This is a genomic window from Pseudochelatococcus sp. B33, assembly GCF_053570585.1.
This window is the reverse complement of the sequence record NZ_JBSEFH010000051.1, coordinates 1-13,165: the sequence shown is the minus strand read 5'-3', so window position 1 is coordinate 13,165 and position 13,165 is coordinate 1. Positions and strand designations below refer to the sequence as shown.

The following is a 13,165-nucleotide window of genomic DNA, read 5'->3' as shown; positions in this document are numbered from 1 at the left end:
CGTCTCGACGGACGAGATCGTCGCCGCCATCGACGCGGTGGCGGCGGGGGGCACGTATTTCTCCGCCGGTGTCCAGGACGCCCTTCTGGAGCGCAGGGGCGCGCCGACGTCGGCGGCGGCGCTGACGACCCGCGAACAGGACGTGCTCCTGCTCCTCGCGCAGGGGGCGAGCAACCGCGATGCAGCGCGCGCTCTTGATATTTCGGAGAGAACAGTGGAAACGCATCGCAAGAACATCAAGAAGAAGCTCGGCATCGCGACGACGGCGGGCCTCATCCGCTACGCCATCGACAACGGCCTCGTCGGAAAGGCGCAGTCATAGCGCGGCTGCAGCGTCTGCCGATCAGGAATGGATCCAGGAGAGTCATGACGGAAATCTTTCTGCTCGTTGCGGGCATACTGAGCGGGGCGGTCAATGCGCTGGCGGGCGGGGGCTCGTTCATCCTGCTGCCGGCGCTGATGTTCGCCGGCGTGCCGCCCGTGCTCGCCAATGCGTCGAACACCTATGCGGCCATGCCCGGCTATGTGAGCGGCGCGGCCGGCTTCTGGAAATCGATCACCCGCTATCGCGACCGGCTGATAGCCTATTCCCTTGTGTCGGTCGTCTTCGGGTATCTGGGCGCGGAATTGCTGCTGGTCGTCTCCGACGAGCAGTTCACCATCATCGTGCCATGGCTGATGCTCGTCGCCGTGCTGCTGTTCGCTTTCGGCGGGCGGGTCAGCGCCCTCATGCAGACGCTGTCCTCGCGCCGGCCCGGCGCGAAGGCTGCGGGAGCCTTCGCCCTGTGGGTGTTTCTGGCGGCGGTGTGCATCTACGGCGGGTTCTTCAACGCCGGCCTCGGCATCCTGCTGCTGGCCTTTCTCGCCACAGCGGGCCTGACCGATATCCACGCGATGAACGGCCTGAAACTGTGGATCTCCGCGCTGATCGCGCTCATCGCCGTTATCCGCTTCGCGGCGAGCGGCGCCATCGACTGGTACAACGGCTCGATCGCGCTCCTCGGTGTGACGGTCGGCGGATATCTTGCCGCCCGCTACGCGTACCTTGTCCCCACCAGGGCGCTGCGCATCGCGATTATCGTCTACGGCGTGCTGATGACCGCCTATTTCTTCTGGAAGATTCCGGGATGAAAAACACCCCGGAAGGGGCCGCGCCGCCTTCCGGGGTCAGAGCTCGGGCGGACGTGTTACTGGCCGGCGGCCTGCGCGGCGAACACGTAGCTGTCATAGGTGTATTCGGCGACGCGGAACCATTCGAAGCCCTCGTCGCGGAACTGCTTCCAGCCCGGATAGATCTTCGCCCAGGCGGGGTGCTTGCTGGAATATTCCTCATAGAGCTCGAAGGAGGCCTTGTAGGCGGCGTCCAGAATATCGCGGGGCAGGGGGCGCAGCTGGGTGCCCTTGCCGACGAGCGAGCGGATGGCGGCCTTGTTCTTGACGTCGTAGAGCGACTGCATGTTGATGTTGGCGGCCCGGAACGAGGCTTCGAGCGCCGCCTTGTAGAAGTCCGGCAGTTTCTCCCACTCGTCCTTGTTGATGTAGAAGTGGATGGTCAGGCCGCCTTCCCAGTAGGCCGGATAGTAGTAGTAGGGCGCGATCTGATAGAAGCCGAGCCTCTCGTCGTCATAGGGACCGACCCACTCGGCGGCATCGATGGTGCCGCGCTCCAGCGCCGGGTAGATATCGCCGCCCGGAAGCTGCTGCGGAACGACGCCAAGACGTGACATCACCTCCCCGGCGACGCCGGCAATGCGCATCTTCACGCCCTTGAGGTCGGCAAGGCTGTTGATTTCCTTGCGGAACCAGCCGCCCATCTGGGCACCCGTCGCGCCGCCCGGCCGGCCGATGATGTTGTAGGCGGACAGGAACTCGTCATAGGCCTCGTTGCCGCCGCCATGGTAGAGCCAGGCGTTCTGCAGGCGCGAATTGAGGCCGAAGGGAATGGCCGAGCCGATGGCGAACGTCGGGTCCTTGCCGGTGAAGTAGTAGCCGCAGGTATGCGCGATCTCGACCGTGTTGGACTGCACGGCGTCGATGGCCTGCGGGCCGGGGACGATCTCGCCCGCCTGGAAGACCTGAATCTGGAACTTGCCCTGCGTGATGGCCGACAGCGTCTGCGCCGCGAACACCGCGCCGCCGTAGATGGTGTCGAGGTTGTTCGGGAAACCCGACGTCAGCCGCCAGCGAATATTGGGCAGTTCCTGCGCAACGGCGGGGGCCGAGAAGGCCGTCGCGGCCGCCGCCGCCGCACCCGCGCCGGTCAAGGCGCTCTTGGACAGGAAACGTCTACGATCCATTGATTGCGTCATCTCTTCCTCCACTAGAGCAGTTTGCGTTCGATATGAGCATCAAATTAAACGCAAGTTGCGTAAAACGATAGAAATGTGAACGGGTTGCGCAACAGATCCTGATTCGACATTCTGCAACCCGTTCTATTCCAGTTGTGTCGAAGCCGACCGGAATGTATCGCGCGGGGCGGCGGTGCATTGCCGCCCTGCTTTCGCTGCTGCCGCGCCTCCGCGGGAACCCCGCGAGGTGGCGCGGTCCGTCACGGTTCCGGATGGGGCGCTCCGGAAGCCCGACGCGGACATTTATTTGGGCTCATCCGCCGGCTTGGCTCCACCGAAGGACGGCGGGGCAGGGAAGGCGGGGGCCGTGCTGCCCGGCGCGGGCGGCGCGCCGAACGACGGCGCAGGGGGAGCGCCGAAGGACGGCGCCGCCGGTGCACCGAACGGATTGGTGCCGCCGGCGCCCGGCATGGGCACGTTGAGCTTGATCGAGGCCGGATCGACGACCGGAGTGCCCGCCCTGTAATGCATGACGAGCTGCGGGAACGCCACCACCACCGCGACCATCGCGAGCTGGATGACGAGGAACGGGATCGCCCCTATGTAGATCTGCATCGACGTCACGGGCTGGATGGTCGCGCCCGTCACCCTGTCCCGGTAGGCGCGCACGGGCGCGACGGAGCGCAGGAAGTAGAGCGAGAAGCCGAACGGCGGATGCATGAACGAGGTCTGCATGTTGATCGCCAGCATTACGCCGAACCAGATCAGGTCGATGCCGAGACTGTCGGCGACCGGCGCCAGCAGCGGGATGATGATGAACGCCAGCTCGAAATAGTCGAGGAAGAAGGCGAGGAAAAACACCAGCAGGTTGGCGAGGATCAGGAAGCCGACCTCGCCGCCGGGCACGGAGGTCATCAGGTGCTCGACCCAGACATGGCCGTTGACGCCATAGAAGGCCAGCGAAAAGACGCGTGCGCCGAGCAGGATGAACATCACGAACGACGACAGCTTGACCGTGGCGTAGAGCGACTGGCGCAGCAGCGTCAGATCCAGTCTGCGGTTGAGGGCGGCGAGGATCAGCGCGCCCGTCGCCCCCATCGCGCCGCCTTCCGTCGGCGTGGCGATGCCGAGGAAGATCGTCCCCAGCACCAGGAAGATCAGCACCAGCGGCGGCACGAGGGAGGTGATCACCTTCTGCAGCAGCTTCCAGCCGTGCAGCACGCGCGCCTCTTTCGGCAGCGCCGGCACCTTGTGGGGGCTGACGATGGAAGTGCCGATGATGAAGATCGCATAGATGCCGACCAGCATCAGCGCCGGCACCAGCGCGCCCTTGTACATATCGCCCACCGAGCGCCCGAGCTGGTCGGCGAGGATGATCAGCACGAGGCTGGGCGGCACGATCTGGGCCAGCGTGCCCGATGCCGCGATCGTGCCGGCGGCTACTTTCCGGTCGTAGCCGTAGCGCAGCATGATCGGCAGCGAGATGAGACCCATGGAGATGACGGAGGCCGCCACGACGCCCGTGGTCGCGGCAAGGATCGCGCCGACGAAGATCACCGCAAAGGCGAGGCCGCCGCGGACCGGGCCGAAGAGCTGGCCGATGGTGTCGAGCAGCTCCTCCGCCATGCCGCTCTTTTCGAGAATGAGCCCCATGAAGGTGAAGAAGGGGATGGCGAGCAATGTCTCGTTCGACATCTGCCCGAAGATGCGGTCCGGGATAGCCCCGAACAGGTTGACCGGCAGGAGGCCGAGCTCGATGCCGATGAAGCCGAAGGCGAAGCCCACGAACGCCAGCGCGAATGCCACCGGGTAGCCCAGCAGCAGCACGACGATCAGCGACGCGAACATGATCGGCGCTAGGTTTTCCGCAATGAATGCAACCACGATCTTGCTCTCCGGAAAGTCGTTACTGGGACTGCAGGGCGGCCGCCTCGGCGTCCGCGATCAGGACCGGATCGGGGATATCCCCGCGCAGGATGGCGATGCGCTTGATGAGCTCGGAGATCCCTTGCAGGGCCAGAAGACCGAAGCCGAGCGGGATGAACGCCCAGACCGGCCACTGGATGAGGCCGCCCGTGTTGTTGGAGACCTCGCCCGAGGCGATCTTCGCCAGAACGATGGGCCAGGAGAGATAGATGGTGACCAGACAGAACGGCAGCAGGAAGAACAGCGTGCCGAAAATCTCGATCCATAGCTGCGCCCGGCGCGGCAGCTTGCCGTACACCAGATCGACCTTGACGTGCTCATTGTTGAGCAGCGTGTAGCCGGCAGCGAGCAGGAAGGCGGCGGAGAACAGGTACCACTGGGCCTCGAGCCACGCGTTCGAACTGAGCGAAAACGCCTTGCGGCTGACGGCGTTGATGGCACTGATCAGCACCGCTGCCAGCAACAGCCAGGAAACAGCTTTTCCGATAAAGGTATTCGCCGCGTCTATGGCGCGGGACAACGACAGGGCAAACGACATTCCGGTTCCTCCCTTCGCCTTCGTATTTTGTCGCCGGTAACCGCGCCGAGACGGATTTTGGTCCCGCGAACTGACGAAATTGCATGAAACGTCCGCATGGCGGCGTCAAGTCTCGGATGAGTGAGCGGCGCTGATTGTGTGAAGGCCTACGGGGAACTGGGTAGATGCCTGATTTCGGCCCTTGACGGTGCAGTCCATTCGGCAGAGCGGGAAGATGGGCCGCGAGCCGGCTTCCGCGCCGGAGCGCCAAGGCAGCCGGAGCGCCCAGGCACCTCCGGATCAATCCGGCTCGAAAATCCTGCCCTCGCGGGCAAGGCCTTCGCCCACCAGATCGAAAAACGCCTTGACGCGTGCCGTGCCCTTGAGGTCGGCGTGGGTCACGATCCAGAGCTCGCCTTCCAGCTCCGCCACCGGCTCTGCCAGAGCCCTTGCCACGCCGGGCTCACCGTCGCCGAGATAACAGGGCAGGAGCGCGAGTCCGATGCCGGACTTGGCCGCGATGAGCTGGTTGACGAGACTGTTCGTCCGATAGACGCACGCCTCCGGCGGTGCCGCGCGCGCGAGCCAGTCGGCGGCCCTTATGCCTGACGCGATCTCTTCCCAGCCGATCAGGGCGTGGTGGCGCAGATCGTCCGGCTTGGCGAGCGCACCGCCGTTCGCTTCGAGATAAGCCGGGGCGGCGTAGAGCGCCCAGGCGACGCCGGCGAGCTTGCGGCCCCACAGATCGCCTTCCTTCGGGCGCATCGGCCTCAGCGCGATATCGGCTTCCCGGCGCGAGAGGCTGAGGACGCGGTTATCGATGATGAGCTCGACGACGATGCCGGGCTGCACCTTTCGAAAATTGGCCAGGTGCCGGGTGAGGAGGCGATAGGCAAGCGTTTCCGAGGAAGTGACGCGCAACCGGCCCGAGGGGCGGTGGTCCAGCCCCACCAGGTTGCGGTCGAGCGCGAGGGTCTCGTCCTCCATGCGCTCCGCAGCTGCTGCCATTCGCTCACCGGCGGACGTCGCCTCATAGGTCCCCCCGGGGAGGCGCTCGAAGAGACGAACGCCAAGCCTGTCCTCGAGCGCATTCAGGCGGCGAAATACCGTCGAATGATCGATGCCGAGCGCCTTGGCGGCGCCGGTGAGACTTTCAGCCCGCTTCACGGCGAGCACAAGTCGGGGTTCGTTCCAGTCGTCCATACCGTATCAAGACAGATGCTCGCTTGCGGTCCTGCAAGCGCCGCTGGTGGAACCACAACGTGCTTTCCGCTGTGCATGCCCCTAGATATGCAGGAGCAGCGGACGAGCTGCGGCCGTTGCCAGCAAGTTGGCTGCGAGATGACACCCATTCAACTTTACATTGTCCACACAGGAGAAGAAAGATGGGCGCTCCCTCTCCCGAACTCTGCAATCTCTGGCTCGCACGCGCCTTCAACGCGCAGGACGTCGATGCCGCCGCCGCCATGTATCATCCCGAAGCGTCGATCGTGCAGGTTGACGAGGTGCACGGCGGAACCAGCATTGCGCGCGGCTCCGAGGCGATCCGCAAGACGATGGCCGACTATATCGGCCTGAAGCCCCATATGGATGTGATCACTCACCACACGACGGTTTCCGGCGACTTTGCGATGACGCGCTCGCAATGGCTGATCCGGGGAACGGACAAGGCCGGCAGGCCGACCGTGGTGCATCACCACGGCATGGAGGTTCACCGGCGACTGCCCGACGGAACCTGGGTCTTCTTCCTGGACCACCCGTTCGGCGCCGACCCGAGCTGGGCGATCGAAGCGCCTCCGCATACGGATTAGCCGAAATGAGGCGGATGGCGGCAATGCGGGACGACACGGTCGTCGGCATATCGAGAACGTACTATACTGAATGCAGGAGCATAGCCCTGCCGCGAAAGGCCGCGCCACGATGAAAGCCAAGGTTGTCACTTGTTCCGTCCAGCGCGATGCCAGGAGCCTTTATGAAATGTTCTGGAGACCGGAGGCCTTTCCGAGGTGGGCATCCGGTCTCAGCAATGCGGCCCTTGAACAGACCGACGCGGGATGGAAGGGGCAGGGGCCGGAAGGCCCGATAACCGTCACCTTTTCGGACCATAACGAATTCGGCGTTATGGACCACTGGGTCGATGTGGGAAACGGCAATGTCTTTTATATCCCCTTGCGGATAATCCCCAACGCCTCGGGCAGCGAGGTGATGCTGACGCTTTTCCAGCATCCCGGAATGACCGACGAAAAGTTCGCCGACGACCAGGAGTGGGTCAAGCGCGATCTGGAGGCGCTCAAGGCGCTGGCGGAGCAGGGCGGTTAAGGGCTCAGCACGATTTTCCCGACGGCGCCGCGTGACTCGATCAGCCGATGCGCCTGCGCAACATGCTCCAATGGGAAGCGCCCGCCGATAATGGCCTTCAATCGACCGCTGACGATCAATTCAAACAGACCTCTCAGATCCTGATGGAGGTCATTTCCCTGCAGCAGCGGAAGCAATGCCAAGCCCACGATTGTCTGACCCTTTTCCAGCAATCCGTTCATTGTCTCGCCATCCAGATTGAATCTGCCCAGCGCGCCGAAGAGGAGAATTCCCGTCGGAGCCAACACCTCGAGAAGCGAGGACGTCAGATCGCCGCCGACAAAGTCGTAGACGATATCGAAGCCTGCTCCCGAATCCGTTTCCCGGCATTGGGAGAGCCATTCCGCATCCCGATGGTTCACCGCCGCATCCGCGCCCAATGACAGAGCAAGCTCAAGCTTCCCGGTCGAACCGGCGAGCGCAACGACACGTCTGGTGCCCGCGTGTTTGGCGAGTTGGACGAGCAGTGTTCCCACACCGCCGCCGGCTGCCGTGATCAGGACCGACTTGCCGAGCGGGGATGTTCGCCTGACGGCATGGAGCGCCGTCAGTCCCTGCACCAGGCAGGCCACGCCGGCGTCGAAGGATACGGCATCGGGCAGGGGCACGGCCGCCATGGCCTTGACCGCAACATATTCCGCATATCCCCCGGCGCGGCCGAGCGCGAAAAGCGGCACCACGACACGGCTCCCAATCCCGATATCCGCGTCGATACCGGCTGCTTCGACGATCCCCGCCACTTCGACGCCGAAGGTGGCCGGCAACGATGGCGTCGCTGCGTACCGGTCCTGCCGCATCAGGACCTCGAAAAAGTTCACTCCGGCTGCCTGAACGCGAACGAGAATTTCATCCGCCTGGATTTCGGGTCGGGCAACGTCGGCAATGCGGAACGCTTCAGGCCCGCCGAACTGCTCGATATATGCAATCTTCACCGTCAGTTCCCCGTGCTCGTCATGCCCACAGGGATATTCTTATCCGTAGAGCGATCTGATACTCTACAGACAGATTTCTCCCATACCCACCAAGGGGTAAGCATGCCGAAGCCCATCAAAAGACTGCCCGTTCTCCCGATCGAACGTGCCATTCGGACGATCGCGGGCCGGTGGAAGGCGGTGATCCTCTATCACCTTCTCGATGGACCGAAGCGGCTATCCGAACTCAGCCGGCTCATCCCGTCCGTCAGCCAGAAGGTGCTGGTACAGCAGCTCCGGGAACTGGAGGAACATGGCCTGGTCAGCCGGGAAGTGTTCCGCCAAGTTCCCCCTCGCGTCGACTACTCGGCCACGGCACTCGGCCTCAGTCTCGAGCCGGTGCTGCTGGCGCTCTGCGATTGGGGGCAGCGCCATGCCGAGGCGTTTGACGAAGCCGATGACCTGACGGATTGCATCGTTCGTCCGGTCAATACATGAGGAGACTTTCGTCTCTGTAGCGCTTGGCGCGCGGGCCCGTGTGCCGACACCCCCTTGACCCGTTCGATGGTCTGTCTCCGCGAGCGCGGAGGAACTCCAAGCCAGGGTGCCAACCGGTGGCCGGCATAGGGTCTATCTCCGCGAGGGCGGAGGAACCACCGGTATGCGGCTCAAGGACCAGGCCGTGCTGGGTCTATATCCGCGAGTGCGGAGGAGCCTCTTGCCATCAACTCTCTGATAAACTTCACAATGTCGAAGAGCAAGCCATTCCGGCTCTGACCGGCGGCGCACCAGCAACACGCCGTCGGCGTCCCAATTTCCTTTGGAGCGCCGCCCGGATCCGCTGGCGCACGGCGGCAGACGGATGCCGGAGGAAACATTCCGCCACATCGGCCATATGCTCCGTAAGCGGCAACCAGATATCCGGAGCGGTAGTTCCCCCCGGAGTCGATCGTCACCGGGTTCGTCTGCCGTTGATGGGAGCAAGCCCCTCGCGGTGAATTCCTTGTGCCGGCGAGGCGGTGCCATGAGGAGGCGGAATTAGGCCGATCGAACAAAGCCGGGGGACAATCGAAATGGACAACCGGACCGGGCTTCAGCAGACTTCACTGCGTGAGGCCTGAACGGGGAGGAACGACGTGAGCGAATGCACCTGGCGAGCGGCGGACCGGACGCTGTGGCGGCCGTCTCGGCGCGGCCCTTCCGTCTGAAATTCCGATAGCCGGTCGCGGCAGGAAATGAACCAACTCTGACCGAATTACGGGGGATGCGAATATGGGTGAGCCGGTCAAGCCGGTCGAGGCTGGAGCAACACCGCGCACGGGTGCGCAGCTCATCGTGGACACGCTCGTGACGAACGGCGTGGATCTGATCTTCGGCGTTCCGGGAGAATCCTACCTGCGCGTGCTGGACGCGCTGGTCGACGCGCAAGGCGCGGTCCGTTTCGTGACCTGCCGCCAGGAAGGCGGCGCGGCCTTCATGGCGGAAGCCTACGGCAAGCTCACCGGACGGCCGGGCATCTGCTTCGTGACGCGCGGTCCGGGGGCGTGCAACGCGGCCATCGGCCTGCACACCGCCTATCAGGATGCGACGCCCCTGATCCTGTTCGTCGGTCAGGTGGGGACCGATGTCATCGAACGCGAGGCATTCCAGGAGATCGACTATCGACGCATGTTCGGCCCGGTCAGCAAGTGGGTGGCACAGATCGACCGTGCGGACCGCGTGGTCGAGTTCGTCTCGCGCGCCTTTCATACTGCTGTGTCGGGGCGGCCGGGGCCGGTGGTGCTGGCCCTGCCCGAGGACATGCAGACGCTGTCGGCGCCGCCGGCACGCATCAGGCCCTATGCCAGGGCCGCCGCCTCTCCGGGCGCCGGCGGCATGCAGGCCCTGCAGGCGATGCTGCGCGAGGCGGAACGGCCGCTGCTCATCGTCGGCGGGTCGGGATGGACGAGCGCGGTGGCGGACGGATTGAGGGACTTCGTCCACAATCTCGACCTGCCGGTGGCCGCTTCCTTTCGTCGTCAGGACATTTTCGACAACAATGACGCTCACTATGTGGGCGATCTGTCGCCGGGCATGAATCCCGCTCTGGCGGCGCGCGTACGCGCGGCCGACCTGATCATCGGCCTCGGGGACCGCCTCGGCGAGCTGCCGACCGCCGGCTACACGCTGCTCGACATCCCGCAGCCGCGCCAGCGCCTCGTCCACATCCATCCGGACCCGGAGGAACTGGGCCGGGTCTATCAGGCGGCTCTCTCCATCAATGCCGGCGTGGCGGAGTTCGTCGAGGCCGCACGCGGCCTCGCGGGCGTGGAGGGGCGATGGCATGGCTGGCTGGCGGAGGCGCGCAGCGCGTACGAAGCCTGGCAACGGCCCCGTCCGCAGCCCGGAGATCTCAACCTCTGCGAGGTGATGCTGACGTTTCGCGACATGGTGCCCGCCGACACCATCGTCACCAACGGCGCGGGGAACTACGCCGTGTGGGTGCACCGTTTCCATCGCTATTCGCGGCTTTCCACGCAGCTTGCCCCGACGAGCGGCGCGATGGGCTACGGCGTTCCCGCGGCGGTCGCCGCCAAGCTGGTGCATCCCGACCGCACCGTCGTCTCCTTCGCCGGCGACGGCTGCTTCATGATGAACGGCCAGGAGCTTGCCACCGCCGCCCAGTATGGCCTGAAGATCGTGTTCATCGTCGTGAACAACGGGATGTACGGCACGATCAGGATGCACCAGGAACGCACGTTCCCGTCGCGGGTCAGCGGCACCGGGCTGGTCAATCCCGACTTCGCCGTTCTGGCCTCGAGTTACGGCTTCCACGCCGAGACCGTGCGCGCCACGCACGCGTTCGGCCCGGCGCTGCAACGCGCGCTTGCGGCCGGCTCCTCCTCTCTCATCGAACTCCGGGTCGATCCGGACGCCATCTCCCCCCAGACGACGATCACCGCCCTGCGCGCAGCGGGGCGATAGACCATGTACACCGGCCCGATCACCCCCGACATCCTCAACCGCTGCATCGTCGCCGTGCCGCCTCTGGCGCGCAACGCGGATATTCCCTCCGGCGTCGAATTCGCTGGCGGCGCGTTACGAAGTGGTAGCTGACATGTGCGACATATAAAACAGAACGTCACGCCGTCCAATTTCGGCCATAGCTCTCCCTTCCCCTTTCCGGACCGGCGGACGACGGTGGCGAATCAAAGAAATAAAACGCAGGAACGACAAGGTGCAGCCCCGCTTATCCGTATTGACGCCGTTTCGGCATGGTGATTTCCGCGCCCTGTGGACAGCCACGCTGGCATCGAACCTCGGCGGACTCATCCAGGCCGTCGGGGCCGGTTGGGTCATGACGACGATCTCCGACTCCAGCAGCATGGTGGCGCTCGTACAGGCGTCCACGACGTTGCCGATCATGCTGTTCTCGCTGGTGGGAGGCGCGTTGGCCGACAGTTTCGACCGGCGGCGGGTCATGCTCGTCGCGCAGACCACGATGATGGTGGCATCGATCGCACTCGCCTTCAGCGCGTTCAGCGGGCTGCTGACACCGTGGCTGCTGCTGGCCTTCACCTTTCTCATCGGCTGCGGCACGGCGCTGCACAACCCCTCGTGGCAGGCGTCCATCGGCGATCTTGTGTCACGGAACGATCTGCCTTCCGCCGTTGCGCTCAACAGCATGGGGTTCAACCTCATGCGCAGCATCGGGCCGGCCGTCGGCGGCGTGATCGTCGCCACCGCCGGCGCGGCCGTCGCCTTCGCCGTCAACGCCTGCAGCTACCTGCCCCTCATCACCGCGTTGGCGCGCTGGAAGAACAAGACGCCGCCCAACTCGCTGCCGCGCGAGGAGTTCGTCAGCGCCATGGGGGCGGGCATGCGCTATGTCCTGATGACGCCGAACCTGCTCAGGATCATGTTCCGCAGCCTGATCTTCGGCTTCGCGGCCATTGTGGTGCTGGCGCTGTTGCCGCTGGTGGTGCGTGATCTCGTTGGCGGCGGGGCGCTGACCTACGGCGTGATGCTCGGCTGTTTCGGGCTGGGCGCTATCGGCGGCGCCCTGATGAACGCGCGTTTGCGGGCGCGCTTCAGCATCGAGCACATCGTGCGCGCGGCGTTCGTCACGTTCGGGCTGAGCGTTGCGGGCCTGGCGCTGAGCGAGATGGTTTGGCTGAGTTGCCTGTTCCTGGCGCCGGCGGGTGCATGCTGGGTGTTGGCCCTGTCGCTGTTCAACACCTCCGTGCAGATGTCGACGCCACGCTGGGTCGTGGGCCGTTCGCTTTCGCTCTACCAGACGGCGACCTTCGGAGGCATGGCGGCGGGTAGCTGGATCTGGGGCTTCATCGCCGAGATCCAGGGGCCTGACAGGGCCCTGCTTTATGCGGCTGCGGTTCTTGCCGCAGGCGCATTGGCGGGACTGCAGTTCAGGCTGGCGGAATTCGGCTCGCTGGATCTCAGCCCTCTCAACCAGTTCCGCGAGCCGGAACTGCGCCTCGTCGTCAAGGCCCGCAGCGGCCCCATCAGGATCATGATCGATTACGAGGTCGATCACACCGACATCCCGGGCTTTCTCACCGTGATGACCGAGCGTCGGCGAATCCGCCTGCGCGACGGCGCACAGCATTGGGCGTTGCTGCGGGATCTCGAGAACCCCGACGTCTGGACCGAGAGCTACCACGTGCCGACATGGGCGGACTACCTGCGCCACAACATGCGACGCACGCAGGCAGATGCGGCAGTCGCCGAGCGACTGCAGGCGCTCCACCGCGGCCAGGGGCGCCTGCGCGTTCATCGCATGCTGGAGTACCATGTCGTTCCCACGATCGACGATACCGCGCTCAAAGACCAGTTCCATACCCACTGAACCAAGCCCCGCCGATCGGCGGGGGTGTTCGTTTCAGCCGAAGGTGAAGGCGTAGGCCTCGACGCCGGGGTCGAGGAACCGGATCTCGAAGGTTCTGGCCTTCACCTCGCCGGACTGGCGCACGAGCTGGTACAGCCTGGTCTCCGTCACCGTGCCGTTTCCGTCGGCGTCGGTGTCGAAACCGTGATCGGCCTGTGGCGCTGCGCCGTCGACGGTCACCTGGAAGCGCACCGGCTTGCCGCTCTCTCCGGGCCCGAGAACCAGATGCAGGTCGCGGGCGCTGAAGCGAAAGGCGATGCCGCCGCCCGCCTCGTCGAGT

Annotated in this window: 13 protein-coding genes and 1 pseudogene; 8 read left to right on the top strand and 6 right to left on the bottom strand. The window is 64.8% G+C overall.

From position 1 onward, the window contains the following. Both ACUSIJ_RS29095 and ACUSIJ_RS29090 read left to right on the top strand, forming a co-directional pair. A partial coding sequence (locus tag ACUSIJ_RS29095; RefSeq protein ID WP_449311912.1) for a response regulator transcription factor occupies window positions 1-322 on the top strand: 322 nt, incomplete at its 5' end. A gap of 44 nt (window positions 323-366) precedes the next feature. After that, window positions 367-1,131: a sulfite exporter TauE/SafE family protein gene (locus ACUSIJ_RS29090; protein ID WP_449311911.1), complete on the top strand. Its 765-nt coding sequence runs from the start codon at window positions 367-369 to the stop codon at window positions 1,129-1,131. 56 nt (window positions 1,132-1,187) lie between these two features. Here the strand turns inward: ACUSIJ_RS29090 and ACUSIJ_RS29085 are convergent, their stop codons facing one another. The 4 genes from ACUSIJ_RS29085 to ACUSIJ_RS29070 all read right to left on the bottom strand — a co-directional run bounded on the left by ACUSIJ_RS29085 (window position 1,188) and on the right by ACUSIJ_RS29070 (window position 5,934). After that, window positions 1,188-2,309, bottom strand: a complete 1,122-nt coding sequence (locus tag ACUSIJ_RS29085) for a TRAP transporter substrate-binding protein (protein ID WP_449311910.1) — start codon at window positions 2,307-2,309, stop codon at window positions 1,188-1,190. A 282-nt stretch (window positions 2,310-2,591) separates the two neighbouring features. After that, complete coding sequence (locus ACUSIJ_RS29080) at window positions 2,592-4,172, bottom strand: TRAP transporter large permease subunit (protein WP_449311909.1); 1,581 nt, start codon at window positions 4,170-4,172, stop codon at window positions 2,592-2,594. A gap of 22 nt (window positions 4,173-4,194) precedes the next feature. After that, window positions 4,195-4,752, bottom strand: coding sequence for a TRAP transporter small permease subunit (locus ACUSIJ_RS29075; protein WP_449311908.1), 558 nt, complete (start codon window positions 4,750-4,752; stop codon window positions 4,195-4,197). Window positions 4,753-5,031: 279 nt separating this feature from the next. Then, on the bottom strand, window positions 5,032-5,934 hold the full coding sequence (locus ACUSIJ_RS29070) for a LysR family transcriptional regulator (protein ID WP_449311907.1): 903 nt from the start codon (window positions 5,932-5,934) through the stop codon (window positions 5,032-5,034). A 182-nt stretch (window positions 5,935-6,116) separates the two neighbouring features. On the opposite strand from ACUSIJ_RS29070, the gene ACUSIJ_RS29065 reads away from it, so the two are divergent. Together ACUSIJ_RS29065 and ACUSIJ_RS29060 are read left to right on the top strand one after the other, a co-directional pair. Next, entirely contained in the window at window positions 6,117-6,542 is a 426-nt protein-coding gene (locus tag ACUSIJ_RS29065; protein ID WP_449311906.1) for a YybH family protein, read from the top strand. A gap of 166 nt (window positions 6,543-6,708) precedes the next feature. After that, complete coding sequence (locus ACUSIJ_RS29060) at window positions 6,709-7,050, top strand: polyketide cyclase (RefSeq protein ID WP_449311905.1); 342 nt, start codon at window positions 6,709-6,711, stop codon at window positions 7,048-7,050. Here ACUSIJ_RS29060 and ACUSIJ_RS29055 read toward each other — a convergent pair. Beyond that, complete coding sequence (locus tag ACUSIJ_RS29055) at window positions 7,047-8,021, bottom strand: quinone oxidoreductase family protein (RefSeq protein ID WP_449311904.1); 975 nt, start codon at window positions 8,019-8,021, stop codon at window positions 7,047-7,049. The two genes, ACUSIJ_RS29060 and ACUSIJ_RS29055, sit on opposite strands and share 4 nt — an antisense overlap. Before the next feature lie 102 nt (window positions 8,022-8,123). Between ACUSIJ_RS29055 and ACUSIJ_RS29050 the strand changes: the two genes are divergently transcribed. The 4 genes from ACUSIJ_RS29050 to ACUSIJ_RS29035 all read left to right on the top strand — a co-directional run bounded on the left by ACUSIJ_RS29050 (window position 8,124) and on the right by ACUSIJ_RS29035 (window position 12,846). Beyond that, window positions 8,124-8,498 (top strand): winged helix-turn-helix transcriptional regulator, encoded by a 375-nt coding sequence (locus ACUSIJ_RS29050; protein WP_449311903.1) that lies wholly within the window; start codon window positions 8,124-8,126, stop codon window positions 8,496-8,498. 774 nt (window positions 8,499-9,272) lie between these two features. Continuing rightward, the gene (locus tag ACUSIJ_RS29045; RefSeq protein ID WP_449311902.1) at window positions 9,273-10,964 is read left to right on the top strand and encodes a thiamine pyrophosphate-binding protein; all 1,692 of its coding nucleotides are present in this window, start codon (window positions 9,273-9,275) and stop codon (window positions 10,962-10,964) included. A 3-nt stretch (window positions 10,965-10,967) separates the two neighbouring features. Beyond that, the gene (locus ACUSIJ_RS29040; RefSeq protein ID WP_449311901.1) at window positions 10,968-11,096 is read left to right on the top strand and encodes a hypothetical protein; all 129 of its coding nucleotides are present in this window, start codon (window positions 10,968-10,970) and stop codon (window positions 11,094-11,096) included. A gap of 121 nt (window positions 11,097-11,217) precedes the next feature. Then, a complete protein-coding gene (locus ACUSIJ_RS29035; RefSeq protein ID WP_449311900.1) occupies window positions 11,218-12,846 on the top strand; it encodes an MFS transporter in 1,629 nt (542 codons plus the stop codon). A gap of 33 nt (window positions 12,847-12,879) precedes the next feature. On the opposite strand, the pseudogene ACUSIJ_RS29030 reads toward ACUSIJ_RS29035, so the two are convergent. After that, a pseudogene (locus ACUSIJ_RS29030) lies at window positions 12,880-13,165 on the bottom strand (cytochrome c biogenesis protein DipZ); the annotation flags it as partial.

Excerpts from the sequence above, each read along its gene's own strand:
- ACUSIJ_RS29075 (WP_449311908.1), bottom strand. The coding sequence starts at position 4,752 with ATGTCGTTTGCCCTGTCGTTGTCCCGCGCCATAGACGCGGCGAATACC.
- ACUSIJ_RS29065 (WP_449311906.1), top strand. The coding sequence starts at position 6,117 with ATGGGCGCTCCCTCTCCCGAACTCTGCAATCTCTGGCTCGCACGCGCC.
- ACUSIJ_RS29045 (WP_449311902.1), top strand. The coding sequence starts at position 9,273 with ATGGGTGAGCCGGTCAAGCCGGTCGAGGCTGGAGCAACACCGCGCACG.
- ACUSIJ_RS29050 (WP_449311903.1), top strand. The coding sequence starts at position 8,124 with ATGCCGAAGCCCATCAAAAGACTGCCCGTTCTCCCGATCGAACGTGCC.
- ACUSIJ_RS29060 (WP_449311905.1), top strand. The coding sequence starts at position 6,709 with ATGTTCTGGAGACCGGAGGCCTTTCCGAGGTGGGCATCCGGTCTCAGC.
- ACUSIJ_RS29070 (WP_449311907.1), bottom strand. The coding sequence starts at position 5,934 with ATGGACGACTGGAACGAACCCCGACTTGTGCTCGCCGTGAAGCGGGCT.
- ACUSIJ_RS29040 (WP_449311901.1), top strand. The coding sequence starts at position 10,968 with ATGTACACCGGCCCGATCACCCCCGACATCCTCAACCGCTGCATCGTC.
- ACUSIJ_RS29090 (WP_449311911.1), top strand. The coding sequence starts at position 367 with ATGACGGAAATCTTTCTGCTCGTTGCGGGCATACTGAGCGGGGCGGTC.
- ACUSIJ_RS29085 (WP_449311910.1), bottom strand. The coding sequence starts at position 2,309 with ATGACGCAATCAATGGATCGTAGACGTTTCCTGTCCAAGAGCGCCTTG.